The 26,293-nt window shown below is 46.7% G+C and carries 32 protein-coding genes and 1 pseudogene; 7 read left to right on the plus strand and 26 right to left on the minus strand.

Annotated elements, in window-relative coordinates; all coding sequences use genetic code 11:
* Positions 1-55: 55 nt before the first annotated feature.
* On the minus strand, positions 56-376 hold the full coding sequence (locus tag VP472_RS14570) for a hypothetical protein (protein ID WP_146277404.1): 321 nt from the start codon (positions 374-376) through the stop codon (positions 56-58).
* Between the two features lie 718 nt (positions 377-1,094).
* On the opposite strand from VP472_RS14570, the pseudogene VP472_RS14575 reads away from it, so the two are divergent.
* Positions 1,095-1,279: pseudogene (locus tag VP472_RS14575) on the plus strand (hypothetical protein).
* Between the two features lie 312 nt (positions 1,280-1,591).
* On the opposite strand, the gene VP472_RS14580 reads toward VP472_RS14575, so the two are convergent.
* The gene (locus tag VP472_RS14580; protein ID WP_070082263.1) at positions 1,592-2,722 is read right to left on the minus strand and encodes a Rap family tetratricopeptide repeat protein; all 1,131 of its coding nucleotides are present in this window, start codon (positions 2,720-2,722) and stop codon (positions 1,592-1,594) included.
* A 320-nt stretch (positions 2,723-3,042) separates the two neighbouring features.
* Here VP472_RS14580 and VP472_RS14585 point away from each other — a divergent pair, with 320 nt between their 5' ends.
* The 3 genes from VP472_RS14585 to VP472_RS14595 all read left to right on the plus strand — a co-directional run bounded on the left by VP472_RS14585 (position 3,043) and on the right by VP472_RS14595 (position 3,876).
* Positions 3,043-3,246 carry a hypothetical protein gene (locus tag VP472_RS14585; protein ID WP_015387806.1) on the plus strand — a complete coding sequence of 68 codons (204 nt, stop codon included), beginning with the start codon at positions 3,043-3,045 and terminating at the stop codon, positions 3,244-3,246.
* A gap of 123 nt (positions 3,247-3,369) precedes the next feature.
* Positions 3,370-3,498 (plus strand): hypothetical protein, encoded by a 129-nt coding sequence (locus tag VP472_RS14590; RefSeq protein ID WP_255219924.1) that lies wholly within the window; start codon positions 3,370-3,372, stop codon positions 3,496-3,498.
* Between the two features lie 114 nt (positions 3,499-3,612).
* On the plus strand, positions 3,613-3,876 hold the full coding sequence (locus VP472_RS14595; RefSeq protein WP_146277406.1) for a hypothetical protein: 264 nt from the start codon (positions 3,613-3,615) through the stop codon (positions 3,874-3,876).
* A 360-nt stretch (positions 3,877-4,236) separates the two neighbouring features.
* Here VP472_RS14595 and VP472_RS14600 read toward each other — a convergent pair whose 3' ends face one another.
* A complete protein-coding gene (locus VP472_RS14600) occupies positions 4,237-5,028 on the minus strand; it encodes a helix-turn-helix domain-containing protein (protein ID WP_153986682.1) in 792 nt (263 codons plus the stop codon).
* Between the two features lie 174 nt (positions 5,029-5,202).
* Between VP472_RS14600 and VP472_RS14605 the strand changes: the two genes are divergently transcribed.
* The 3 genes from VP472_RS14605 to VP472_RS14615 all read left to right on the plus strand — a co-directional run bounded on the left by VP472_RS14605 (position 5,203) and on the right by VP472_RS14615 (position 6,091).
* On the plus strand, positions 5,203-5,409 hold the full coding sequence (locus VP472_RS14605) for a helix-turn-helix domain-containing protein (RefSeq protein ID WP_025851527.1): 207 nt from the start codon (positions 5,203-5,205) through the stop codon (positions 5,407-5,409).
* 19 nt (positions 5,410-5,428) lie between these two features.
* Positions 5,429-5,680, plus strand: a complete 252-nt coding sequence (locus tag VP472_RS14610) for a hypothetical protein (protein ID WP_025851529.1) — start codon at positions 5,429-5,431, stop codon at positions 5,678-5,680.
* A gap of 75 nt (positions 5,681-5,755) precedes the next feature.
* A complete protein-coding gene (locus VP472_RS14615; RefSeq protein WP_153986683.1) occupies positions 5,756-6,091 on the plus strand; it encodes a YolD-like family protein in 336 nt (111 codons plus the stop codon).
* 15 nt (positions 6,092-6,106) lie between these two features.
* Here VP472_RS14615 and VP472_RS14620 read toward each other — a convergent pair whose 3' ends face one another.
* The 23 genes from VP472_RS14620 to VP472_RS14730 form a co-directional block, all read right to left on the minus strand.
* Positions 6,107-6,667: a hypothetical protein gene (locus VP472_RS14620; protein ID WP_153986684.1), complete on the minus strand. Its 561-nt coding sequence runs from the start codon at positions 6,665-6,667 to the stop codon at positions 6,107-6,109.
* Between the two features lie 93 nt (positions 6,668-6,760).
* Positions 6,761-7,018 (minus strand): holin, encoded by a 258-nt coding sequence (locus VP472_RS14625; RefSeq protein WP_013351583.1) that lies wholly within the window; start codon positions 7,016-7,018, stop codon positions 6,761-6,763.
* Between the two features lie 20 nt (positions 7,019-7,038).
* Positions 7,039-7,950, minus strand: a complete 912-nt coding sequence (locus tag VP472_RS14630; protein WP_153986685.1) for an N-acetylmuramoyl-L-alanine amidase — start codon at positions 7,948-7,950, stop codon at positions 7,039-7,041.
* 76 nt (positions 7,951-8,026) lie between these two features.
* Positions 8,027-8,236 (minus strand): BhlA/UviB family holin-like peptide, encoded by a 210-nt coding sequence (locus VP472_RS14635; protein WP_013351581.1) that lies wholly within the window; start codon positions 8,234-8,236, stop codon positions 8,027-8,029.
* A gap of 3 nt (positions 8,237-8,239) precedes the next feature.
* Positions 8,240-8,440, minus strand: coding sequence for an XkdX family protein (locus VP472_RS14640; protein WP_153986686.1), 201 nt, complete (start codon positions 8,438-8,440; stop codon positions 8,240-8,242).
* Between the two features lies 1 nt (position 8,441).
* Positions 8,442-8,741 (minus strand): hypothetical protein, encoded by a 300-nt coding sequence (locus VP472_RS14645; protein WP_241264966.1) that lies wholly within the window; start codon positions 8,739-8,741, stop codon positions 8,442-8,444.
* Positions 8,741-10,324, minus strand: coding sequence for a BppU family phage baseplate upper protein (locus VP472_RS14650; RefSeq protein ID WP_227005765.1), 1,584 nt, complete (start codon positions 10,322-10,324; stop codon positions 8,741-8,743). Before VP472_RS14650 ends, VP472_RS14645 begins: the two co-directional genes overlap by 1 nt.
* Before the next feature lie 12 nt (positions 10,325-10,336).
* A complete protein-coding gene (locus tag VP472_RS14655; protein WP_099320064.1) occupies positions 10,337-12,901 on the minus strand; it encodes a peptidase G2 autoproteolytic cleavage domain-containing protein in 2,565 nt (854 codons plus the stop codon).
* 14 nt (positions 12,902-12,915) lie between these two features.
* A complete protein-coding gene (locus VP472_RS14660; protein WP_045208611.1) occupies positions 12,916-14,316 on the minus strand; it encodes a phage tail protein in 1,401 nt (466 codons plus the stop codon).
* A gap of 11 nt (positions 14,317-14,327) precedes the next feature.
* The gene (locus VP472_RS14665) at positions 14,328-15,752 is read right to left on the minus strand and encodes a glucosaminidase domain-containing protein (RefSeq protein WP_033575353.1); all 1,425 of its coding nucleotides are present in this window, start codon (positions 15,750-15,752) and stop codon (positions 14,328-14,330) included.
* A 6-nt stretch (positions 15,753-15,758) separates the two neighbouring features.
* On the minus strand, positions 15,759-18,557 hold the full coding sequence (locus VP472_RS14670; RefSeq protein ID WP_153986687.1) for a phage tail tape measure protein: 2,799 nt from the start codon (positions 18,555-18,557) through the stop codon (positions 15,759-15,761).
* Between the two features lie 332 nt (positions 18,558-18,889).
* Positions 18,890-19,261, minus strand: coding sequence for a hypothetical protein (locus VP472_RS14675; protein ID WP_045208617.1), 372 nt, complete (start codon positions 19,259-19,261; stop codon positions 18,890-18,892).
* Positions 19,262-19,318: 57 nt separating this feature from the next.
* Positions 19,319-19,873: a hypothetical protein gene (locus VP472_RS14680; protein ID WP_014470939.1), complete on the minus strand. Its 555-nt coding sequence runs from the start codon at positions 19,871-19,873 to the stop codon at positions 19,319-19,321.
* 24 nt (positions 19,874-19,897) lie between these two features.
* A complete protein-coding gene (locus VP472_RS14685; RefSeq protein WP_033575287.1) occupies positions 19,898-20,287 on the minus strand; it encodes a minor capsid protein in 390 nt (129 codons plus the stop codon).
* Positions 20,288-20,293: 6 nt separating this feature from the next.
* Entirely contained in the window at positions 20,294-20,701 is a 408-nt protein-coding gene (locus tag VP472_RS14690; RefSeq protein ID WP_033575286.1) for a hypothetical protein, read from the minus strand.
* Positions 20,698-21,033: a hypothetical protein gene (locus VP472_RS14695; protein ID WP_033575285.1), complete on the minus strand. Its 336-nt coding sequence runs from the start codon at positions 21,031-21,033 to the stop codon at positions 20,698-20,700. Before VP472_RS14695 ends, VP472_RS14690 begins: the two co-directional genes overlap by 4 nt.
* Positions 21,034-21,420 carry a hypothetical protein gene (locus VP472_RS14700; RefSeq protein WP_153986688.1) on the minus strand — a complete coding sequence of 129 codons (387 nt, stop codon included), beginning with the start codon at positions 21,418-21,420 and terminating at the stop codon, positions 21,034-21,036.
* Between the two features lie 14 nt (positions 21,421-21,434).
* Positions 21,435-21,653 (minus strand): hypothetical protein, encoded by a 219-nt coding sequence (locus tag VP472_RS14705; protein ID WP_099320068.1) that lies wholly within the window; start codon positions 21,651-21,653, stop codon positions 21,435-21,437.
* Positions 21,654-21,655: 2 nt separating this feature from the next.
* Positions 21,656-21,910: a hypothetical protein gene (locus tag VP472_RS14710; protein ID WP_094247785.1), complete on the minus strand. Its 255-nt coding sequence runs from the start codon at positions 21,908-21,910 to the stop codon at positions 21,656-21,658.
* Positions 21,911-21,961: 51 nt separating this feature from the next.
* Positions 21,962-23,065, minus strand: coding sequence for an SU10 major capsid protein (locus VP472_RS14715; RefSeq protein WP_045208630.1), 1,104 nt, complete (start codon positions 23,063-23,065; stop codon positions 21,962-21,964).
* 11 nt (positions 23,066-23,076) lie between these two features.
* The gene (locus VP472_RS14720) at positions 23,077-23,748 is read right to left on the minus strand and encodes a phage scaffolding protein (protein ID WP_045208632.1); all 672 of its coding nucleotides are present in this window, start codon (positions 23,746-23,748) and stop codon (positions 23,077-23,079) included.
* An 89-nt stretch (positions 23,749-23,837) separates the two neighbouring features.
* Positions 23,838-24,662 carry a phage minor capsid protein gene (locus VP472_RS14725; protein WP_153986689.1) on the minus strand — a complete coding sequence of 275 codons (825 nt, stop codon included), beginning with the start codon at positions 24,660-24,662 and terminating at the stop codon, positions 23,838-23,840.
* Complete coding sequence (locus VP472_RS14730; protein ID WP_153986690.1) at positions 24,662-26,293, minus strand: phage portal protein; 1,632 nt, start codon at positions 26,291-26,293, stop codon at positions 24,662-24,664. The genes VP472_RS14725 and VP472_RS14730 overlap by 1 nt, the downstream gene beginning before the upstream one ends.

The raw sequence follows: 26,293 nt of genomic DNA on the forward strand, positions 1-26,293 counted from the left end.
GCGGCATTCAAGCTTTGACGAAAAAAGCCCCTCATTGGAGAGGGGCTTTTGATCATTACGGTCCGGTTCCGCAGCTTACTTTGTACTCGCCTTCGGACGATTTTTTTGAATAACATACGTGCGGCGTCTGTCCGGTTTCATCTTTCCAATTGAACCAATTTACATAATAAAGGTTCCCGGCCTCTCCGCCTCCTTCTTCTCTTTGAAGAATCGCAAAGCAGCTTTGATACGGATATCCTTTTTTATAAATGTCATGCCTGATGGCTCCTTTTTCTGAAGCAGACGTGATGATGACGGGAGAAAGAGCCGGGAGCGCTGTTAAAAGAAGTGCCAGTGCAGCTGACAGAGATAATATAAAATAGATTTTCTTTTTCATTTTCTCTCTTTCCTTTATTTTGAGTTGTTAGAAATGAAGCGGAACACAGAGGCTGTTACAGAGATTAAAAACCTATAAAGGTATGGAGCCAAGGGGGCTCGAACCCCTGACCTCTACGCTGCCAGTGTGGAGATGAGTTTCTGATACGAACAGACGTTTTATTTCAAATCCTAATCTTTTATTTGGCTAAAAATGAATAAGCTGGTCCCAAAATAGGATAATAAATTAAAGGTTAATTTTCCACTAGACCTGCCATCAAAACGCCCATCACAATCAATAATAATAGTAAAAGTAAACAAAGTGCTAGGATAACAAAAGAAATATTCTTTGCAATTCCTTTAGGCGATTTGATTGCTAGAATACTCCCCACGACAATTCCTAGGATTCCAAGCGCCCAATGAATATGAGGCAGGAAACACAATGTGAATAAAAGGATGATAAGCAACACGATCCCAAAATACTTTCTCATTTCTCTCCTTTCTATTTTCCCTCCATTAAATTGATAAATTGAACCTATAAATATTGAGTGCCATATTTTTTAAATATTAGCATAGAATTATCGTTCGAGCTTTATGACGACGGATACATACGCGAGGTTATCAGTTCATTACGGGACCACCTACGGAAGGAATTTCGTGTGAAGAACTTAAAGGGGGATACATTATTGTATTTGATTCTCTTTTATCCGTTGAGACTTATGAAGTTAAGAGATGATCAAATGACTGATTTTGAACGAAAAGTGTACCGGATTATCTTTAGATCCAATTCAGGAAGAACCCCTCCTTGGATGAATTGAAGAGAAAAACTGGCAAGGATGAACGCGCTATCCGGGAAGCAGTGAAGAACCTCATGAGGCAGTGTGTGCTGAAGTGGGATAAGCATAAAAACAAGTGGATGTTTTGAAACAATATAATGAAGAAAGGAAAAAAGCCTTTTCCGAAGAAAAGGCTTAAGCTGTTCAAGTTTGAAAACGATCTGAAGCAGTTTGAAAGGTATCATGTGTTTTTTCCACTGAGTTCATACCCAATCCACATACTAAAGATAACGACAGACCCAAAATAATGCAGATGCTTTTTTTCATACTGGCACTCTCCTTCTTAAGTTTGATTACGATCAGATGAAACTTGATATGATCCATCAAATGAAACAACCGAAGCCGTTAGACCGGCCCCTGACATTAAAACGACAGCCGATACAATGATAAATACGCCTTTTCTAAAATTCATACAGGCATTCTCCCCTCTGAATTTGTTTTTGCGTTTGAATCATTTTTTGATGATAAAAATAAGATTTGTCATATTGCTTTGATTCTGCATAAACAGCAGCCGTATCAAGAGCAATATCTTCTACATACGAATAGTTTTTATTTTTCTCAAGGTAATCAATTGTTTTTTTGATTCCCATTTGGTCTATTGCATTAATATATAAAGCCTCCAAATATTTTTGCAGAGATTCAAACAGCTTATCCCCTTGATATATCGCTGATGAAAGTCCCTTTTTGCTGATTTGAATCGCCTCGCTTGTTTTCCCTTGTTTAAATAGAAGCTTTGCGTATGTAAACAAGGAATGCGGAAGGTTACCCAATTTATACTTTTCAGATATCTCCGCTGCTTTTTTTAAGTAGATTTCAGCATTACTGTATTCTTCTAGGTCTCCGTAATTCTTTCCTATGTTGTAATAAGCAGAACTGAGCAGCCTTTCATTATTGTTTACTTGTTTCGATAACTCTAAAGCTTTTTCTAAATGAGGCAAACTTTTTTCAAAGCGTTTAAAGTCAACATAATTCCCAGAGATGACGAATAGACATTGAATTTTCCGGACCTTATACAACTCATACTGATCGTAAATATCGAGCGCTTGCTTTACGTGATGCATGGAGACGTGGCTTTGTTTCATACCGTAATATGCTTCAGCCAGTTTAAAATGAAACTCCGCTCTCTCAATTTCATCATGCACATGAACGAGTTGTTTTTCAGCCTCTCTATAAAAGCCGATCGCCTTTACATACTGCTTTTGATCAAATTCATACATGCCGCGGAAAAATAAAGAGTAATAGCACAGCAGGCCGGAAATTCCTTTATTTGATGCTTCGATTTTTTCCAGCAGCTCGTCAATTGTCGGTCTCACACGGGTAGTCACCGGTTCTAAATAATCCAGCATGAGCTGATGGCGGAATTTCATGAGGGTGTAGTAAATCAGTAGATACTCGTCTTCTTCCATCTCATTTATTTCTTGTTCCACTTCCGCTTTCAAAATCTCCGCATCCGGAACACTGAACTGACGTATCATTTTGTACCATTCATTAATCTTAACGCCAACCTCCGATGACGGTAAAACAGAACTCACAAGGCCACTCCTCCTTTTATATAATATTCTAACATTTCCATAATATGTTTGGACGAAAAAAAACCGCAATTTGTTTGCAGTTGCCAGATTACTTATTTTCACATAACTGTTGGAAACGTCCATTCTATTTGAGATAATAAAACTAATGTATGGGGAATATAAATGGGAGGGATTAAGGATGTGTCATTTAAAATGAGCCTTACTTTATCACTCAAATGTTTTAAGCTGTATGAAAATGTGTACTTTGGGATAGCGTTTATAAGTAGACTCTCTACAAGTCTACTTTATTTTTTTCTCATAAATAAACGAGGTGAAAATCAATGGATGGTATAGAATTTTTAGAAAATATGACACGACTCGGAGTACTCATTTTGGTGTTCTCAGGATATGCTGTTTATTGGAAATTAGGTAAAACAAAAAGAGAGCGAGGGCTTACAAAATTTGAAGCTTGTCTTAGGTTCTCTGTCATGTTCGGTATATTAGCTTGGGGGGGTTCGACTCTTGCTTTGAGTTTATGGTCATAATCTTTTTTGTCGATATTTTACTTATCCTGTCTAAACAGATTAAAACTAGATAAATGTACCCTTATTTAGAAAAATGTGTTACCGTGTAGTTTCTTGTACAAGTTTCTAAAAGAGGAAGTTATAATGTTGAAAAGATTAGTTTTTCTGGCGTTGACCCTACTTCTTGCTATTGCTACAATAGCGCCAACAGTTTCAGCAGAGGAAGAGAACGGGTTAGATGGATTAACTAAAGAACAAATTGAAAAATTTTGAAAAGAAGTTGAGTACATCTTTACTAAGATTGTAATTTTTGATGAAGAGACAGGCTACACAGTTAATGAGGATGAGCTTGAAAAGTCTCCTTATACCAAAGGTCAAAAAGAGGGTATGATCGCTTTCGCTAAATATATGAATAAGGAATATAAGTATACAAGTGTCCAAAAGAACACTGTTCGAAGATGCCTTGAAGATGCTATTGGTATCTCTAAAGGAGCATTAGATAAAGTTCAAAAGGCAATTGAAAAAGGAGATTGGTGGACAGTATTAGAATATCTGGGCAAATTAGGCGTAGCAATTTCTCCACCAGTATTATTTACATTCTTCCTGTTCTGCGGTGCTGCACCAGCAAAGATTGCTCCGAAAGAAAATTGATAAACAACAAAGCCGCCTTTAAAGGCGGCTTCTTCAATCCTAATTGAAGGCGAAAAGCAACTAAACTTCCTCAAAATAAATTTTTCGTCCCCAAATTGTCCCCAATTGCTTTTTTGGGCTATTGGCTCTGTTCCTGACAAATAAAAAAACCCTTATAGAATAAGGGTTTAAAGGTATGGAGCCAAGGGGGCTCGAACCCCTGACCTCTACGCTGCCAGCTTTACGTAATTAATTTTCCGATAAGTCAACCGTTTAGTCACTACGGAAAGTCAAGCGTATCAACGTTTAGTCACCGTTTAGTCAATCGTCTCTTATTCAATTATACGATGCGGACGCACTACGCCGCAAGTCCGAACTGGGTTACGCTGTTTCAAACGCCTGCCTAAAACGATCCATAAGCGATCCGCCACGATTTAACCGCGCCTTAACCGTCCAAGCCGCCTTCCTGAACCCTGCGTATAGGTAATCGTCGAAACGTCTAATTTCGTGCGATTTCGCTTTCATAATCGTTGCGTGCCACGCTTCAACGAAAGGCGACGCATGTTCTTCGAGTCTGATCGATCTGTCTACGCTGGCCTTAGCGCGAAGTAAAATTCCGTAGTATTTATAAATATCCTCTGCGTCAAAGTAGCGAGACATCGCGTTAAATATTTCGTCAGGCAATGCGCCTTTTAACGCTTCAGCCGGCACAGTCGCCGTATCTAATACGTTATTTTTGTTTTTAGAACGCTTAATAGAATCCGATGGTTCGTTTTCCGTTTTCGGGGCCTCGGCCGTTGTCTCCGTTGGCTTTTCGGCTTGTCCGCGATTGGACATTGTCGACTGGTCATCTACCGGCAGGATCACGATTATGTTCGCGCCCTTCCCTCCGTTTATCTTCCGAGTTGTTGCGATTTTCTTAACGATGCCGAGCGTTGCCAATTTATTTAGGGCCCGGCGTGCAGTCTTGACTGACTTATCGATGAGATCCGCCAGCGTTTCCGCCTTCAGGTGCGCCGCCCCGCTGAACTTAACCGCATACCGGGCGATCTTCTTCAACGCTTGGCGGTCGGTGTCATTCAGGTCGTATGTATTGCGCTTGATGTGCTCGTAGACTGCCGCGTTTAGGGCAGCCGTTGAATTAAACGTTTGATGCTCCGCTAAGTAATGCATACCTCCACCTCCTTATCGCTTTATCGATAATAAAATAATATTATCGTTTTATCGATAAGTCAACTCTTTTATCTTTTTATCGATAAATTAATATTTTTGATTTCGATTTAGGAAAATTTAAGGTATAATAAATCTACCTTATCCGATAACGATCAGAATCAAGGAGGAAGAGTTATGCGGCTTTATATAAAGCTTGAAGAAATATTGGACAGCCGTAATATACCGAAAATGAAGTTCGCAGATAAAATAGGGATTAGAAGAAACGTTATCTCTGAGCTTTGCTCGAATCAGCGGACATCTTTTAACCGAGAGCATGTTGCCAAAATTGCGAAAGAGCTTAACATAACAGATATGAATGAGTTGTTTGAAATTCGTGAGTGAGCGAGAGGAGGTGAATATAATGTCGACGGACAATGGTAATGGAGTCGTCAAAAAGTACAGACGTGAAATTAATAATATAGAAAACAGGTTGAAAGATCTTGAAAAATCGCGTATTTATGAACTTAGTGGTTCAAAGATGGACGGATATTTAGCAACTAATATTAGTAAGCTGCGAGATGATTTTCACGAATTATTATATAAAATTGAAACCAACGAAGAGTCCATTGAAGAGAAATTGCGAAGCGCTTTTAAAAAAGACGAACAACAATAGCTCCTCGTTATGGCTGATATTTCCGATTGATAGCCGAACGCATATTCGCATATAATAAAGCCGGAGGTGTTCGGCATGACTAGCGATAACAAACTGTGGGCTTCGAGTTTTATCTTGCCGGAATTACGCGAAGGCTTTCAGCGATTGGCTGAGGCGAAACTTAAAGTAGAAAAGCCGCAACTGGACACGCAGCAGATCGAGGATATGGAAGTGACGGTCGCGCAATCGATGGAGGTAGGCGCAGATTTGTCGTTCGAGCTTTATGACGGTGGATACATACGCGAAGTAATCGGCGCAGTCCATTACGTGGATCACATACGGAAGGAATTTCGTGTGAAGGACGCCAAGGGCGGCACCAATTTCGTGAGGTTTGCGGATATCATAAACGTAAAAAACGCCCCATCCGGTTAAGGACGGGGCTTATCGTTATTGTTTTAGTGTGTAATTTCGCGTGAAGGTAGCTGAGTTTACTGCGTCATCCCCAAGCGTTTTGTAGATATTCCAAGATAGGTTTATGCTTGTCACTTCGTTCGGAGATGTATTGGACATAGGCCAAGCGTAGAAAAAATCGAGACGATCGCCCTTCTTCTTTAATTTATTCGTGCCGTCATCAACTACTTTTATCACTTCTTGCGGACCTAATTCCTCTCCGGTGTTAAGCTTGATTGTTTCCGCTGCCGGATACGCTTCAAAGGAAGAATGCCCGATGTTTTCTATCGATCCTTTTATCGCAATGTGGGCGCTTGATGGCGATATCAAAATCCGATCGATTTTTATATCTAGCCCATCGTAATTTGCCTTATCATTTATTTCTGCTGAATAAGCCCAAATAGCACTATCTTCACCTAGATTTTCATTTGTGCTCACTTCCTCAGCTTTTGCCGTACTGTCTTTGCTATGAGGCTGCGAATCAGATGAACACCCACCGATTAAAAACGCAGCTATTAACGCAGAAAAAAGTAGCCCAACCCGCTTCAATACGATCACGACCTTTTTTCTTCTAATGATAACTTATTTTTCAGTTATGTAAACGGACACCTACGTATTCATACGCAAGCGCCCGCAAAAAGTTCCGTTATTTTATTTCGTAGTTCCCTCTCGCTTTGTTCCGATTTCAAAAAGACCCGTCGCGGCCAGACCCGCAAAGCCGCCGGCCCACAAACGTAGCACCAAGTCGAGGTCAGTAAACGGATAGGCAATCGCGCCCAACCCGATACCAATGACGAAGCTGAGAGCCGGCACAATATTCGTCGGCAGCTTAACGGTTTTCTTAACGAGCTGAACGAGCGCCGTTAGGATGGGCGCGAGGATAGTCGCGAAAATTAATACTTCTTCCATATTATCGTCTCCCTTTTCGTTTATTTAACTGTTGCGCCTGTGGACTTCGCGGCATAGATATTTACCTTTCCGAACTGGTCCGTCTTGATCGTGTACACGTCGGTCTGTGGATTACCGAGAACCTCGTACTTCAGGCCGCCGAATTTCTTAGGACGCAATAATCCGCATTCGTTCCCTTTGACCGGCGCTTTATTCGTAGGATAGATGCGCCATGAGGCGGCAGACGCCGGAAGGTAGACGTATTTCTTGCCGCTGGATGACGGCTTAGAAGAGCCGGCCGCCCCCGTCAGTTTTAACACTTGGCCGACCGTAATCTTATTCGCATTCTTAATGCCATTGTATGCTTGTAACTTCGCCATACTGACGCCTGTTTTCACCGCAATTTCGGACAAAGTGTCGCCTTTCTTAACGGGGTATGTCGATCCGGACGTCTTGGTTTCTGTCTTCGCTGGTGAAGATGGCGCGCCGCTTATACCGGCCTTAAAAGAGTCCCACCGATCAAGCAATTTGCGCGGACAATACTTACCCGACCAGTGTTGATGTGGAACGACATTTGCAAGGGAAATGCCCTGCTCCTTCATGAGCTTTTTGATCAGCCATTGAGCATTCGCCACGGCTTTCTCAAAATCCCCATCGCTATTCTCACAAATTTCAATGCCAATAGATTTTCGGTTGCCGGTTCCGCTGTTTCCGTCTCCCGCGTGCCATCCGTTTTCATTCAATGGCAGATGTTGATATATCTCTTTTTCGTCAACCGTAAAGTGCCAGCTGGTGGGTGTTTCCGGATTTTTCTCATAACGGGCGTGCATGGCTGCGTTTGCCCCTCTCGCCGTGTTCGCCGTGTTGTGAACTGTGATGTATGCCGGATTCATTGCGTATCCCGGTCTGTTATTGTGTCCTACTGGAATAAAGTCCTTTGTGATTTTCACCATGTTTCATCGTCTCCTTTTTCATAATTTAAAAAGCCCGCCGGGACTCTCACCTGACGGGCGTGTTGCGTTTATTCGATTATTCTCTTCCGCGGAATTTTTCTTCGAGCCTATCGATCTTGTCGATGATGACGTCGTACTTATCGCTAAATTTATCGAGTAAGTCCTGCAGCCGCGATTCACGCTCCCTGTTCGACTTCATTACGTAAATCAGCAGCCACGTAAAAAGGACCGCGAACGGTCCCTGCGTTAAAAAATATTTGAGTACGTCTAATTCGCCGCCGTTCAATAACTACGCCTCCTGTCCGCTCACTTTTTCGTCACTTCCGGTAGAGTCTTCGCTGGGAGGCGTGCTGGGATCGTACGGATCGCCTGTAATTTCTTCGTATTGTTCCGGTGTGATGCGGCCGACAGCAACAACATCATAAACTTGTTTTTTCGTCCACCGACCCGTTTCGTAAAACCCTTTGATATACGTGAACCAATCTATCATATTATGAGCCTCCCATCGCAATTAGATAGTATAGATCCGCGACCTGTTGAGACAGGACTTCAATTTCGCTTGGTTTTGGTGCAGGTGGTTTTACACTGTCGATATAATCTTGTGTTGCCGCCTCAACCCAAACGCCCTTTTTAGGATCATATTTCGGATCGTATAATCCGGCAGGAATTAACGCCGTTGTGCAATTTGGAGGCAGTTTCTCGCCTGCCTCCGTATTTATTTCGATATCCGCTTCGCCGTCATATTTGAAATTCTCATCGTAGAAAAGAACGTGCACATTCATCGCCTCCATTACCATAGTGGAATCCCGATATTAAAAGATACTCGCGTAACGCTAGCCGAGTCGGTTGCGGAAAGCCCATCGAACCGTAATTCGCCGTCCGTCGTAAATGCAAACCGCGCAGTCCCGTAAGATCCGATCGTAGGTACAACGAAATCTACGAGCTGCGTCGGCTTATACGTGAACTTCGCTACCGTCGTACCAGCGGCCGGTAGTGACCCGAATGTACCACGCAGTTTAATTTCGTTATTCGCAACGGAAAACTTGAACGGATAGCTAGCGTTTTGTTGCGCGCCGTTAATCAAAGTAACGTTATTCCACGTCGCGACCCACGGACTATTCCACTTATCTTTATCCGTCTGTACGACGTGAATGTCCGTTCTGTTGGCGTGGGCATCTACCTTTGACTGCGCCCCTTCTACCGATTCAAGCTCGCGCCACGACGTCCATGAATCCGAACTCGCGACCTTATTACGCATAAATTTCCGCCGGCCGGAAGACGTTGAATCATTACTGCTATATGACGTGTATTCCTGATACGCGTACGTGCTGTAGTTATGAACGAGAAGATATCCGTTGTTATTTACCGGAGCGTTTAGGGCCGTCGTTGCGCCGCTCATATAATAGAAGCCGGTATCTGTTACCGTATTAAAATCGATGCCCGTCATGTACTGTGCCGCGCCGGTATCCTGCGTCAATTTAAACAACTGCGATCCGTTCCACTTGTCCTTCTCAACCTGCGAAGTATGACGAATGCCATTCGAATCGTGCGCCCGGAATTGGTCGAGAGGCGCCTGCTTAACGTTGTCGACGTTACTAAGTCCGATCTGATCCTTCGTCACTGAGTGCGGGTTATCAGTCCGACCTGTGTGTTCGTCTGTGTACGCTTTGCTGTCCGTTAAGGCCTTGTCGGCTTTTTCCTGCGCACCATCCGGCGTCTCCTGCCTCACATTCTCAACGTTCCCCAAACCGATTTGCGATTTCGTTACGCTATGCGGATTGTCAGTCCTTTTCGTATGAGTGTCCGTATAGGACTTCGCATTCTTTTCTGCAGCGTCCGCTTTTGCTTGCGCCCCTTCTTTCGTTTCAATATTTTCAAGGTCTTCGAATTTCTTGCGCAGCTCTTCGACTGTTTCGACCACTTCGTCGTATAAGTCGTTGATTTGTTGGCGCAACGCTTCGAAGTCATCCACGTAGTATTCCGCCAATGGTACGATATCCGTATCAATCAGCGCCTTGTCGATGGTAAACGAAAACTTATGGATGGAAAGCGCCTGCTTATTCGCGTAATACAGGTAAAGTTCCGCTTGCACATCGCCACTGTGTCGGATCTCTTCGGCTGACAGAACGTACTGCGCAACCCCTTCGACCTTATCTACGATCTCTACGTTTTTTATAAACCGGCTGCCGTCCGCCGTGAACATGACAAGTTTCCCGGTAACAGCAGACAACGGCAATGGGACGCCATCCTTAGTTAGCGAGAAGAGTAACCGCGCCGTATCGATGTCTTGCGTGCTGAACTGTATTGCGGTTTTTATATTCGTTTTTGTCCGGCTCGTCACCTCAAACGCAAGTGGTGCGTTATTGTATATCACTGCAAAACCTCCTTAGTGCTGCGGCGTAACGATCATTTGAGCTACACCGTATCCTTTTTCCGCATCATACGGAGATTTGATTTTCATAACGGTTCCGTAGCCGCCGCTTTCTGCTTTAGTCGCGATGCCACCAATTGCTGATACGCTGTCCCCTACGGCCACTGTTTCGTCAATCCTGACAAAGACTTGGCCGATTAGTCCGATGACATGCCATTCGTCACGAGAGTCACGCGGCACATATTCGAGAGAAGGGTCGTAGTCGGGGTTTAATTTTGGAACGCTTAACTCTTCGCCACCATCGATAACCGTTTCGTAAACCAAGCCGCCGAATTCGTTTCTTTCGAACTGATCGTTCCAATAGAACGCCGCGCCTCCGAGCACCAAGCCGGCCGTTTCCGAAACAACTCCGAGTATCTTATCTCCTTCGCCTGCTTTTCGTATCTTTTCGCCTTCTAACGCAACCAGATAGCTTGAATCGATTTTCTGACCGTCAGCAGATTCGAAATACTCCGCGAAGTCTTTGAAATCTGAGACGCTTTCTACCCGCCCTGTACCACGAATATGTCCGCCAGTTGAATCGAGTTCCCATTTCGTATTTCCGGTCGAGGCGCTGCCGCTTCCGTAGCCCCCTCTGACGCTATATCCGTTATCGTTGATAACCCCGTTGGCAGCGAGTACGACCCTCGACGGCCCGTCACCTTTTGTATGTGAATTGTTTGACGCTATAACCGCTTGACGCGAAGCTGTTGTGGATGAGCCACCACTGGCGCCTAAAACGACGTTTCTAGGTCCTTTCGTTGTACATCCGCCCGTGGTCGCAATGATTGCGCTTGTTTTGTCTAAAACGTGACCTGATGTAGAAGCAGCACGGAACCCACCTTTCACGTTGTTAGGGACGACCGAATGTTTCTGGCCCCCGAGTACTGCCGCACTTTCGTAACCATACGCCCGGACCATTAAGATATTTGTTTGCGTATTCGGCGATGTGATGCCGGCCGTACCGCTAGATACGTGAAGAATACCATTTTCCAAGTTTACGTTATAGACACCGCCCCCGATCCCGATACCATTTTGCGCTGAATCATGGATAACGAAATCAGAAATGAGGACGTCATCTGTGCGCTGATCGCCTCCGGTAATGTTGACATCATAGCCGGCCTTTTTAAAACCGGAAATTTGCAGACCAGTTACAGTTATCTTCCGGCTCTTATATTGAAAGGCTATCATCGACTTTCCTTTGTAGTCATACGTCGGATCACCGATTGCAGTAAAACCGATTATCTTAACACGTTGGTACGCCGAGACGACTAAAGCTTTCGGTTCCAGTCCGTCATACAGCGAATTGAATATCGGCTCTCGCGCAGTACAGTCGATCAGCGTTACGTCCCTCGCCGTCTCGCTCCACGGATCAGTCGCTAAGTGGTGTCCTATATGCCGCAAGTCGAATGAGCGCACATCCCGGAAAGATTCGTGTCCGCGAATATGGACGTTACAAGGCGCCGGCCATTCTGTATGAGCCTTCACCTCTACGCCTCGGATGTTTCCTTCAGTGTAGTTATCAAGAAGCCATACGTGTTTAGATCCGTCATCGACTTCGATACCGTTCGAATTGGCGGCACCCTTACGGTGGGCTGTGCCGCGCGGATTTGTCATTACGTTATTGGTGATGAAGATATATTCGCTGTAGTGCGTAGTGATCCCGTCATCACCGTAACCATAGCCGACGCAGCGATCGATCCAGACGTACTTACTTCCTGTTGCGGTGTAATCCTTCGCTGTAATATCGTAGGTAGGGGCCGATATGTCGAAACAGTGGAGCCCCGGATTAATGCCTTCGACCTCCCGGACGATACCGAACTTCACTTGCGCGAAAGTTAAACAGCTCGAATGGATTCCGCCAGTTGAACTAACGCCGCCTTGACGATCCGGATTCCAGTCGAGTGACATTCCTTGGACTACGATATTCCGGTTGCCGGACGCCGGGTCCGCGTTAATGATGACCCATTCGCTCGCCGGCGTATCTTCGTGTAGCTTCAACGTAGTAACGCCCATACCTTGACCGATCAAATACGTCCATGACGGCAACTTGATGCCTTTAACGATATATGTGCCTGCCGATAGATTTAGCCGCACCTTACCGTTCCCGATCGCCTTTTTAAACGCTTCTGTACTATCGTTAACACCAGTCGGATCGGCTCCGTAGTCATCAACGTTTACATCGCGCTCAATTTTGCGTAAAAGCTTGTTATACTCTTTGTCGAGCCGCTCCTTCAATAAAGGCGCGATGTTTCCTTCCGCGTCTACACGAGCGTCAACGACCTCTTTTACGTTTGTACCGTCCGCGTTAAGGATCAGATTTCTGATACGGTTATACAGGCCGTCGATATATGTGCGCAAAGAAAAACCGCCATGGTCGATTTGCTCCGACGTGTGGGCGGTTTTCGCGTTCTTATGTGCGGCCAGATCCGTATACGATCCTTTAATATCGTCCGCAATATCATCGAGGTTTTGGTTGTGATCGTTACGAAAAACACGGTCCCACGCCGCCCCGGCCTTTCTGTACGGAAATTTCGGCATTGTATTCCTCCTCGTTATTTATTCTCTAGCGCGGTCAGGCGCTTGTTTATAGATTCGAGCTGTTGCGAAAGTGTCGATATATCCACCGTAGCCGTACCGACCTTGATGCGTTGCAGCTTTGCGAAGTCAGATGCGCTCATTAAGCCGTCAGTCGTTTCGGTAGCCAGCGAGACATAAACTTGGCCGTCGGGCCCCAATACGATACTCGCCAGCTTCACATAGTCCGATGAGCTCATAAGACCGTCCGTTGTTGCGTTTGCCCGGCCGTACGTAGGAATCGTCAGCTTTGTCGGATCGTACCCGTCTTCGTAAATCGCGTCTTTTCCGATGGTTATGTTTCCGCTTATGGCGCTGCCTTTCACTTTCCCAGTTGACGTATCGATAAGCTTGGAGAGCGTGCTCTGCGTACGACCTAGTTTTGCGACAGTTTTACTGATATTCGGCCGCAATTTTCCGAAAGTAAAAACAGACGGTTTATTCGGATTGGAATAAGATTCGACACTGACAACGCGTAGCTTGGTGCGTAAGTCAAACGGCTCTAATACGCACCACACGTAATCACCTTTTCGGATGTCCTGCATTTTCAAAGCTTCGACTTCCACATATGTCAAACTGATAGATATCTCAATCTTATCGGTCAGTTCTTTTTCTAGCCGCTGTTCAAGTTTACCCTCGTCCTTTGCCGTGTAAGAGTCGTCGAATATTGGATTTGCGTGTTTAATTCCGTAGATTGCAGCCAAAGGGCTTTTGTATTCAGCTTCGACCGCATATTTCCCTGTCTTGTCGTCTTTCTTTCCGAAGCCCTTGATAAACGTTTTTATAGAAGAGGTGTCGATTTCCTGTGTCGGATCTTTTACATTTACTCGATCGCGAATAACATAGTCTGTATCTCTCGCTATCTCCTTCGCGAAGTACACTTTCTTTCCAATACATTCATATTCCGCCGAGTATTTTTCTTTAATATCGTTTAACAGTCCGAGCGAGTATCCATTCCCGAAATCCTCTACTTCAAATGAATCACCAAGACCATCCGGTACAACTTCGTAAGAATACCCGGAGCCTTTTAATGCGATATCCAGCATATCTTCGAGGTAAAGTTTTTTCTTTTTCCCCGAAGTCTCGTACACGTAATTCTCTCCGAGGTCTGAAAATGATCGGTGCAGGGCCGTAATGTCGACCTTTAGTCTCTTGCCTCCGATCGGTACATAGCGCGTCTTTCGGATGACAAATTCCTCGTCTTCATAAAAAAGAGAGCCTTCATTCTGAATCAGCGGAAAGGAGTGCGCGTTCCGATCGGTCTGTATAACTGATACATCTAAAGACCTGCCGTTATCGATTTCATCTTTCTTTGTCACGTTAAAGTCCGTTAAGGCTTCGACCTGATTAGCAAGGTTTTTTACAATCAAACTAGGCATGACGCACCTCCCTACGCGTAATAGTGGAATCTGAAATCAAAGGTGATCTCAAAATCCCCGCTCGTTCCGCTTAACTCAAAATCATTCCATCCGGGCTCAAGCGTAATGAGTCCGAAATTTGTCTGACCAAAGATGCTAACGTTACCCTTTTTCACAGTAACACCGGAAATTTGAATCGCTTCCTTCGTAGTGGAATTGCCGGAAAACGTCCACAGATCGCCTGTTGTTCTATTTTTGATCGACAATTTATTTGACTCGCCTTTATACGTGATTTTTAAAGGCATGTATCTCGGATCTAGCCGGACGGCTCCCGCGTTGAAAATACGAAAAGTCTTCGTCTTGTGTTTGTACGAAGGGATATCGTCCGTCAGTCCTTCGCCTATCTGCCATTTGTTCGCATCAAACGTAAACGCATTCAGTGTGGTGCCGACTGATTCGCAATAAGTCGAGGCGCTTTGGAAAGTCAGCGTAAAGTCGCCAAAGCTACCGATTCTGTCAGGCGTGAATGATGCGCTTAGCTCGACCCGCCACCGTTTTTTCGGCGTCGCTTCCGAAACTAAAAAGAACTCCTCCTCGCGATGAAGCGCGTGAAAGAGTTCCGCTTGTAATAAATGAAAATCAACGTCATCCGCTCCGAGCAAGAGACATTCGGCAGTCAGCGTTCGGGCTCCGAAGTTTTTCCCCACTCGAACTAATCCGTCCCTCCCCGGAATCGTTTCGTAATCGATATCGGGAGTGGGCGAAGCAATTTTGAAACTTCGCACAAGAACTGATAAATCGCGAGCCATGTCAATTATGCGGCCATCCTTGTAAAGTATCCGGAAGTTGCTATCCGTAATAGGGACACCGGATGGAGGCGTTGTATAAACGCTTGAAAAAACGTCGATAGATACCTCCGGCTCTTCAACGACAACCGGAGCCGGGTTGTTTGTGCCCGGCGTAGTAGGAGTGGACGGATTCGACGGAGACGGGGCGGTGTCGTACTTCGTCAGGTTGTACGTTTCAATAATTCTGTTAAGCTTTGATGCGTAAGACGGGTCCGTTGCATAACCGGCGTCTACCAGCGCAGCAGTCGCTTTCTTGTAGTTTTTCTCGCCTACGACCGCCTTATAGTGATTCGGGTCCCAACTGACGCCGTTTACGTAAAGCTTCGCAAGGTCTTGCATCGACTCATACCACGTCGGGTACTTCCGGAACTTGGCGTCCACTTGAACGTTTCTTCCGTTGATTACTTCCCACGTTTTCATGATGACGTATTTTCCGTTATATTCGCCCTTCACTCCGAAAAGGTTCTTTCCATTAACGGCAAGACCACTGGTTCCGTACGCACTTTCGAGACATCCCTGCGCGATTACAAGGCTGGCGAGAATTTTATAATTTACGAATATCTTCTGTGCATCCGGGGCGATTTTCTTTATGAAGTCCGTATTTCCCATTCGAAATCACCTCCCGCTCTTTAGACTTTCTATATCGAGGCCGTCTTGTTGGATCGCGCTGATATGCGGCTCAATTACATGGCCGAGTTCGTATCCATCTACGATTATGGAAGCGCCGCCTTTCGTCTTAATCGCCTGCTCAATCGAACTAAGCGCTCGAAGCATATCCGACGATAAGCCGGAATCTCCTCCAAGGCCCGTCGTGTGGCCTGCGTCAATCATTCGCATAAGATTCGCCTGTTGTGCTTCGGTAAGCACCATTTCGTTACGCAGGGCCCGGATATCGACTTCGTGGCTCATCGGATTAGCAAATTGAGACGCTAGGCCGCCGATGTGAAGTTTATTGATCTGCCCGAGGCCGATGACGCCGCCAGTGTGGTAGGTACCTTCGTTCCCTTTTCCCCGGCTTACAGCACGCTCCGTCTTCATAGAAACATCCGATGTAATTGTCGTGATGCGTTTCGTGATGTCCTTACTTAGAGCAGCGTTCATTCTTTGGGCTTCTGACGTAATATCCGCGACCCGACCCCTTGCGGTACGAAGGTTTGCGATCTCGTCGTCAATTGCTTTAACAGACTTTCGATACTCATCTGTTTTACGATCGGCTGCTGTCGTGTTGTTTTTCAGATTCGCCTTCGCATCTTGAAGGCGAGCGATCTCCTTATCGATTACTCTCACGCCTTCTCCCTTTTTGGCGTTTAAGCCGACTTGTCGCATCTCTAAATCCACTAGTTTTTGCTTAACAGTATCGAGTTTATTTATCTCTTCATTTACCTTTTGTAGTTCTTCTTTTTTGCTTAGAAGCTTATCACCACTCGCCCCGAGTTGCGCCTGAAGTTCGCTTAGAATCCGCTTTTCTGTACCTAGGATATTCTCCTTTTGTGCAGCGTCTTCTTTGTTTCCGGCCGCTTTCGCTTGTTTTATACTGTCTTCTATCCCCCTTACTTTCTCAAGCTGCTCCTCGGCTTTCACCTGATTTTCGCGATACTCCTCCGCAAGGCTATTTATCTTTTCTTGAAGCCTGCTTCTTTCATTGAGATTCTCAGTCTCTTTAGAGTCAAGTTTGGCTTTTTGAGTATTCAGTTCAATCCTTAATTCTTCGGCTTTTTCCTCAGTCAGCCGCTTTAACGCCTTAGTGTTTTTCGCGAACGCATTACCTTGGTCTGTTATTGCCTTGCTTGTGATAGGAGCCTTTTCTAGTACCTTGTCATTAAGCGAAAGATAGCGATCGAACTCATTATTTGTAAGACCCGACTTTTTGCGTAGCCCCTCCTGCTCCTCCTTCATCAGTTTGATCGCGTGAGAATCAGTTTCCAATTTAATGCGATCGTTCAAGTCGAGATAGTGCGCCATCTCTTCTGCTGTAAGCTTTGTTTTGTTTTGAAGTTTTTCAAACTCAGTCGCTAAATTATTAATAGAATCTATCTCTTTTTGTTTGGTTTCGGCCGCCTCTAAACTAACGGTGTTCATCTGATCGTATCCCGCTTTCACCCCGACGAGTGCTCCCGCTAATAGAGAGAGCCCGGTGATCACCCATCCGGCCGGCCCCATCGCAACAAACAAACCGCGCACTGCGATTCCGAGTTTCATCATGGAAGACGCAACCAACGCCACCGCTGCCGCCGCACCCGCCATTTCGAGGCCCGTCGTAATAATCCCCGGATTCAGTTCGCTAAGGAACTCAACCACCTTCGTACCGGTATCGACAATTTTTCGGAAAGTAGGTAAAAACTCGTTACCGATCGTAATTCCGAGGCCGTCGAGCGCAGACGTAAACTGTTCGAATGACCCTTTGAGGTTATCCATCTGCGTTTTCGCTACTTTGTCCGCTGTCCCGCCGGCTTCCTTCAGCGTCTTCGAGTAGTTGCGCAGCCCCTTTTCTCCGACGCCCAAGAGCGTAACGAATCCGGAAGCAGCTTCAACTCCGACGAGCTGTGCCGCTGCTGCCGTTTTCTGCGCTGACGTCATCCCTTCGAACTGTTTCGAAATATGGCCGACGAGCTCCGGTATCGGCTTGAGGTTTCCGTGCGCGTCCTTTACTTCGATTCCGTACTTTTTCATCGCCTTGGCCGACTGGCCGACCGGATTCGTAAGGTGCAAGAGTGACGCACGAAGCGCCGTACCCGCCATCGATCCCTGAATACCGGCGTCTGACATTTTCGCAACGGCTGTCGCAGTATCTTCGATGGAGTATCCGAGAGAGTGCGCAACAGGGGCGACGAATTTCATTGCATCGCCTAATTGCGGCAGATCCGTGTTGGCCGTCGTCATCGCTTTTACGAGTACGTCTACGGCGTGCCCGGAGTCTTCCGCTTTAATGCCAAAGCCGGTCATGATATTCGAAACGATATCTGCTGAACGGCCGAGCCCTTCGCCGGAAGCCGCAGCCAAGTTAAGAACGGCCGGTAACGATCCGACTTGCGCTTTTACGCTGAAGCCCGCCATCGCGAGGTATTGAAGACCCTCGGCCGCCTCGACCGCGGTATATTTTGTTTCGGCGCCCATCTTAGCCGCGATGTTCTTCAGATCTTCGAAGTCCTGACCGGTCGCACCGCTGATCGCTTTAACTCGCGACATGGCCTCCTCGAAGTCAGCCGCTTTCTTAACGGAGACACCGATGCCGGCTACGACTGCGCCACCAACCGCAAGCGAAGCCTTTTGGATGAGGCCCATTTGCTTCGAGAGATTCGCGGATGAACGGCCCATTTGATCCATATCGCTTCGCGCTTGCTGAGATCGACGGGACCAGTCCGCCATGTCTAATACGAGACGCGCCCGGATTTCTCCGACTGTTGTTCCGGCCATCTATTTACCTCCTTTCCGAAAATTCCCCTGTAAAGCCCGTAGTTGTTCGAATTTCTCACGGTCGAATTTCACTTCCGGACGAAGACCGGCCGCCCGAATCAACGTATTCATGAGCTGTTTATACTCGTCGTCCTCACTTGCCCGGCTATTCGTCGCGAGAAGTACGCGAATGTCTTCTATCCGCCTTACCGCGCCTTGCTTCGTCTTGGCACGCACAAATTTCGGTATGTCCACCATATAAAACTCGTTTTCTATTTGATGCTGCGTGACACCTAAACTGATCGCCGCTTCGATCAGATAATCGTCAATCGTATACGGATCGCCCTCTTCGTCTACTTTTCGAGTTTCGGAAGAAGGCTCTTCACGTTTTTTGCTTGCGAATCGAGACGGTTATTTTTAACAGTGAGCGTGATGTACTCGATAATTTCGTCCGTTCCGACTTCTTCACGGATGTACTCGGCATCTACGCCGCTCAATAATGCCGTAATTTCGACGATCTCATCCATACCGACTTCAATCGCGCTTACTAAATACGAGTAGAAATCAGTTTTAGGCGCGCTAAAGACTTCCAGAACTAGAAACGGAATTTTATCGAGTGCTGCGAAAAGTTGTTTCCACTTGGCCGGAGTGAGCTTCGCAACCTCGACCGGATACTTACCGAGCTGGATCGAATCAGTCTCCTGTTTCTTTTTGAAAATGTTCATGCGACTCTCCTTTCGTTAATTAAAAAGACACCGCCTCTTGACGATGCCTTTCGTTCGTTATTCGCTACCAGAGCCAGAAGAGGTACCGGCCGTTTCATCGCCCATAATAAAAAGATCGCCCTCTCCCATCGTGTCCGGATAACCGGTAAACGTTAGGTTAGCGATCCTCTCATTATCGGAATCATAGGTATACTCGATGTCAGTCGACGCACCAGCTAACGGAATCGTGAGCCAGTCGTTGGCCGTCGCTTCTGGATCTGTCGGCTTAATTCGTAAAGGCTTCGCGTCCTTCAGCAAGTCATATCCGGCTTTACCGCTGACTACAAGCTTCTTTTTGTCTCCGTCAGACACGTACTTACTGTTCGGAACCGCCTTATGAATCTTTTCTAAATCATAGATCGCAAACGGTACGGTACATTCGCAAGTTCCGCCCTTTGTCCGTGAGCCTACAATCGAGTCACCGTATTGGTCGACCGTTGTATCCTGCTTAGACATCTGCGCCTTAAAAACGATGCCGCCCTTCGTGATGTCAAACGTCACCATATCCTTACCCTCGCCGTACTCGACGATTGCGGGGCCGATAGGAACTTGAATCGTTTTAATTCCAGCCATCCGTTTTCCTCCTTTATTTTTGCATTAAAAAAGCGCCCGGTCAGGGCGCACTACACAATCGAAATTTAACGAGTATTGGGGACGATCATTGTCGTCGTATCCGATAAATAACGGCACCGAATTGGCCGCGCGGATAACAACGATTGAGCTATTACCGATAAACACTTCACGGAGATTCGTTAACGCTTCCTGAAGCTGGTACGCTTTCTCTTCGCAATCCGCGTCGCCCCTTGCCTTTCCTCGTACGATTATTTGAAACGACGGTTGGCTCTTTCCGGTCCATTGAGACGGAGGAAAGCCGCCTGTAAATCGCACATAAGTACATTCATCTGCCGCATTTCGCGGGAATCCGTTTGCGTAATAAACGCCGTCAACCCGCGACTGTATGAACGAGATTAATTCGGTTATCTTCAACGATTATCACAACTCCCTTCTCACCGCGTCTGCTACGTGATTAATGTATTTCTGCGATTCACCTTTCAGTGGACGTTCCAGATATTTGTTACCGACCGGATAGCCGCTAATGCCGCCGGCACTTGCCGAATTCGGTCCGAGGCTGTATTCCGCTTCATGGGTCCATAACGCATAGTTAAAGCCTTTATCAACGGCCCGGAACGATACTTCACCGATCAGACTATCACGCTTTAACGTAACCTTCTTTTTCATGCCGCGACGGAGCGTGGCTTTATCAATCGGGGCGATATTTTGCGCAAGTCTAGCGAGGTCATCCGTGTTATCATGCATCGCTGTCTTTGCTGCCTGCTCAACGGCTACCTCTCGGCTACCCAATAACGATAGAAAATCGCCAGCATCCAACGTAAAACTCATACGATTACCTCGGTCAGAATCGGCTTGCCACTGACTTGCCGCTTCACGTTTATTTCCTTCGGCTTACGCTCAATGGTTTCGCCTAGCTCGTTCGTGAATGCGAGTGTATCCGTATACCTGATGTCGGCTAATTTATCGACCAATATACGCGCCGTGGCTACGACTTCCTCGCTCTTCACAACGCCGGAAGAACGTGAATTCGCAATAGTAGATCCTTCGTCGATTCGGCACTTAATTTCGAACGGCTCGACGTTCACAGGGTTTCCCCACACGTCTATTTCGTCTGAAGCACGAGTAACGGTCACGACCTGACGCATTGGTATGATCGCCAACTACATCACCGTCGCTTTTACGGTCCGGCCGCTAAGTTTTACGTCGTTCGCTTCTTCGATCAGGTCGATCGTCTTTTTCGGTATGAGAGACTCATCGTCAGCTCGAAGCGTTTCCTTATACGTAAACGACCCGACGCCGGTGATTGAGTAAGACGCGATGCCGTGCTTATTCAGACGGTTCGTATCGTTATAAGCAGTCGCAAGCACATTCGTAAACTCGTAAACTGCGTCATCAGGAATGACGTACTTACGAAACTTTCGAGCCAAGACGTCCTCGGCTACGTTTAATACCCGCTGCTGCTTTGCGAAGTCATAGTCGTTCCAATCCTCGTTATCGATTGTCATTCGGTTGATGTATTCGTTTGCAGCTTCTACGCTTAAAGCCATACGCACAGCCCTCCTTATTTTCCGGAGGACTTACGTGCAGGCTTTTTCGGCGCCTTTGCCTCCGCCTTTTCCGTCTCATCGTCTGACGCAATACAGCTAATCCATCGCGGACATAATGCATTCAACTGCTCGATTTCGGCTGGCACATCGGTTTCATAAACGCCTTTGTGGTCGAAAACAATCGTCTGGTCGGTGCCTACGGAATAAAACGGAGAAGCCTTATAGACGGCCATTATTACGAGCCAGCTCCCTCTAACGCTTTAAGCCGCGCGATGATGTCGTCATACTGCGCCTTGGTACCGAACCCGTCCGCTCCTTTTGGTCCGGTATCGCCTTTCGGTCCTTGAGGTCCAGTGTCCCCTTTATCGCCTTTCGGACCAGCCGTGCCTCCGCCTTCCTGTAATTCCTTAATTATGTCGCCGAGCTTTAGATCGTTGGCGACTGGCATAGATTCATTTAATCTCCGTTTCTGATCATCTGTAATTGCCATTGTTGGCCTCCTTTCAAATTAAAAAGACGGGCCGAAGCCCGTCGATTTCCATTAAGATACAGTTGTCGAGATATTTTCAAGGATGGCGATTTTTTCGTTCGCGTTTTTGATCTTGATTCCGTATTCGCCACGGATCTGGCGCGCAACAAAGTCAGCTCCCGGAACTGTGGCATCCTCGTCGTAGACAGAGCGCTCGCTCAATGGATGCAGAGAGAGAATGTTACGGTCAAACAAAGCGATTTTGTTCTTAGGGAAGTTTGGATCGACGATTACAGTCGCCTCGCCTCCGCCTACCATGTCAGAAACAAAGGTGCTCACTCTGTGGCCTGTAACTGTGTCCGTTCTCTCTGTGCGGATAGTATCTTTCGCCAATTTTGAAATTTGACGAGCTCCCGCAGTATTGGTGAGAATCGTGTTAGCAGATCCGCCTCTTAAATAAACTTGTTCCATAACATCGTTAATTGCCTTAGCTCCAACCTCTTCGCCTTTTAAGTTAGCTCTAGTAGCATTTTTCAAGCTAGCGAAGTGTAGAAGACCACCCGTTGTACGAGGCTTACCGTCAATTCTGCGGCCATAGATCAACCAGTCGTTAAATTCCCGCGCCATCTCTTTAAGACGTAGCTTTACTTGGTAGTCAAGCTCACTCGTCACATTGTGTGTGCGGACCGCTTGTTGGGTTTTTGATACAGCAGCATACCTTTCGATAATTTGCGTGAAGTTGTAATCTACATAACGGTCATGACCTTCATCGATACCGACACCAGCGCCTTCATTTTGCGGACGGGAAACGATGCGCAGCTCAGAGCCCGCCTTGATTTCCTCTTGAACTGTTCCGTCAAATCCGCGAACAACCGTCAGCACATCGCCGGACACGTTTGTGACTTTCAGATACTCTTCGCCAATAACAACGATGGCATCTTTACGGAACTTCTCCCCGTCATCTTCCGCCACAGTAATTTTTCCGTCTTCCGCTACCGATTTAACAGTCGCGAGGTTTGAGTTCAGTCGGTCAGACATCCACTCGAATTTAGTCTGATAAAGTGCCTCTCCGTTTAAGCCGATCAGACCAAGCAACGTTGGTTCATCCTGAATAATAAGTTCAATCCCCGCATCAAGCTGCCGTACCTGATCTTTAAAATCGTAACTAGTTAACATTTATTTTCCCCCTACTTCTTCAAAAGTGATTTCAATTTGTTTGAAAGCTCGATAACCTTCGAAAAATTCTTTTCTTTCCTTGCTTCGCTTAGCTGCGCTTCTAACGTCTTGATTTCTCCGCCGTCTCCGTCTCCTCCGCTATTAGAGGGTTGGCCGATCGGCTTCAGCGTTTGCTGTTTCGCAACCAAGTATGGTTTATTGTCAACGAGCCCCTTTACAACGTCCTCCATGCCGATTACTTTTCCGTCCTCAACCTTTACCGCGGATAGGTCAGCCAGACGTAAAGCGTCGTCAATGTAGGCGATGCCGTTGCTCGTAGCAACCTTGATAAATTCGTTCGCCACTTTTTCCTGTTCAGCAGCCGCTTTTAAATCTTCGATCTGCTTTACGAAGGCGGCTTCAGCTTCGGCCTTTTCGTCGAGCTGTTTCGTAAGCTTTTCCAGCTCGGTCATTTCCGCCTCTTCTCGCTCTTTCTGGGCTTTTTCGTAATCGCTGAGTTTCGCCTTTACTTCGTCATAGTCAGCGTACTTGTTCTTAACGCGCCCCTTTTCGCGAGCAATTACAGCGTTAAATTCCTCTTGCGTCATAGTCACCGTCTGCGCTTCAGGTTTATTTTCCGGCACCTCAGCCGTAGTTTGATCGGTAACCTCGCTTGTTTGCGTTTCTTTAAGTTCTTCGCTCATACAGTCCCTCCACCGCTTAAAGCCCGTCGGCTATTGAGTGATGCAGCCGTTTCTTTTAACGTCATAACGTTCGGACAAAATAAAAAGCGCTACACGGCGCTTGATGGGTTTCTTATTGTGGAAATTACGTGCTTACAACGCGGATGAAATATCTCACCGGTCGCTTTGAGTTCGTCATATGTCGGATAATTGCCGGGAGCGTCGTCGGTCAGCTTAATGATTTGTCCCTCGTGGAGACGGCATAGATCCTTCGCTCCGTGCGACGAAATTTGCGCATAATAAGCTCCGCGGCTTACCGCCTCATTCGTATGAGCTTCCCGGTAGGTTTCCATCATCTTTGTACGGACAACCATATCCGCATACACTTCCGGCTTCCATCGATTCCCCCTCGCATCAATAATGCCGGTACTCACTGAAGCCCGAAGAGACTTGCGCACCAGATCCGTTATGCTCCGCCGTCCGTTCGTCCCTTTGGTCATATTAAGCCGCATCGAATCCGAAACGGCTTTCCTCACGGCGGCCCGCGTCTTCCTATCGACGTTTTGCGTAATTGCTAATAAATCCGACTGCGTATCCGCTACAGCAGCCGCAACCATGTACTCGTTTACCTCGTTAAAAGCAACGACCTTTTCCGCGCTCGCCACCGTCTTTGCTACGTCCAGAGCGACCAGTGCACGCGCAATACCATCGGTGGCCGCCTTCGGCACATTCTTTTTGACCCATGCGGAAGATTTTTCGTCTAAATCGCTGAGGATCTCGCTAATAGATTTCAAGGTCGCCAACGCGTTAGCCCTTCGAAAATTATCGAGGTCAATTCGTTCAAGCTCCGCCAAAATGTCTCGGACCGCTTCCTGATAATACCCGGCAAGTCGATTCGTCTGATAATCGTATTGAGGCTCAGGAGAACGAGGCATTAACTATCGTCCTCCTCTGTGATTTCCTCTTTATCCTCGTCTGAAGGGCTCTTTTCCGATTCTTCCTTGTTGAAAATCGATCCGTCAACAAAGCCGCTCGTCGTTTTTTCGTCTTCTTCAATGCGGCGAATAATTTCGTCAGCTTTCTCGTCGTCCACATCGTCCTGCTGTTTAATGGCTCCGCGAACATCAATCGTAGGCTTGCCGCCTGTACGGATTTGCATAATTTCGGCGAGCTCTTTTTCATTCTTCGGAAGTCCGTCGCTCCAAATAGCCCGCGGATAAACCGCATTTTCAACGTCGATGACACCGACTGCTTTTTCGAGCAGCATACACGTCCAAAGGGCGTCTCTTACCGCTCGGTCATAGTGCGCCCGTATCCGCTTTACCTTCGAAAGAATCGGCATGAAGCGAGCTTTGATCGCCACACCGTCTGTATGCGACGTGCCTGTTCCGCCTGAATTGTCTCCGGAGATCGTCGTGCCGAATAACCACTGCGGCGTCTCGGCCATTTGAAAGACGTTACTGAAGAGTACGTCAAGCTCTTTGAACGCTGCGTCAAGCTGCGCCTGCCAAACCATATAGCCCGGAGTCGGATCGTCTTTATTTACCGGAATGTACTTGCCGCCAAACTGAACCGAATCCCCGGACCCTTCTAAATCCGGGCCATATGCAGTTGGGTCGCTGTGCTTCCATAGGATGTAATCGATCTGCACCAGACGATCGTTAATTGCCGCGAGCGCCGTTTCGATCTTCTCCAACCCGCCAATACCGAAATAACTGTCATCGATAGACTTGTACGGAATGTGAAAGACCGGGATGTGCGGGAGGAACGTTTCTTCGTGATCTTCTTCGCGACCCGTCGACACCTCTTCGCCTATAGTGAAAACGCTGATTGGGGCGCCGCCGGAAACATCGACGCCATTCTGATAAAGTCTGTATCGCGTATAGAAGATATGGCCCGGTATATGACGCTCTACGTTTAAGAAAGGAATTTCCGTCTGCTCCGTCTCTACCCATTCGACTTGGGCTATATTGACCGCTTTGATCTGCTTAACATTTCCGGCTGAAAACTCAGGGAAAACACAATTTGCATTAACATGTTCAACAATGGATTCCATTTCCGCGTCTTCCGGAATCTCTAAGCCCCTCGCGATAAGTTCGGAATAGTCTTGGCGGTAGCCAAATCGAACCTTAATCCACGCGTCACCGCGATACCCGTTCGACATGGCGCTCTCGTGCAGCAGTTGGTTGAGATCGTTTTCTTCTACATATCGGTTGAGCGCCTTTTGCTCTTTGCTAGTGTCGTCCAGTCCGCTCTCAAAGTGAACCGGTTCTCCTACCAACAGATCCGCAGGCTTCGTTACCAAAATATCTGCGAGATTGATAGCGATGTAAAGCTTTTCGAGCTGTTTCGCTTGTGGCGAATCTTTTAAAATGTCCGTAGCTCTTTCGTACACGTCTCGGTGCTTCCCTTCGAAGAGCTTACGCATACGCTTATATTTCGCCAATCTCTCGATTGAGTCATCCGGAGGAAATTGCGCGCCTTCCCGAATGATGCTGTATGTCTTTTTGACTGTGTACTCATCCGAAGGCCGGTCGTGTTTCTTTAGTAAGTTGAAAAACCCCAA

The organism is Bacillus sp. MT(2024) (genome assembly GCF_036362845.1).
GTDB classification, from domain to species: Bacteria; Bacillota; Bacilli; order Bacillales; family Bacillaceae; genus Bacillus; species Bacillus velezensis.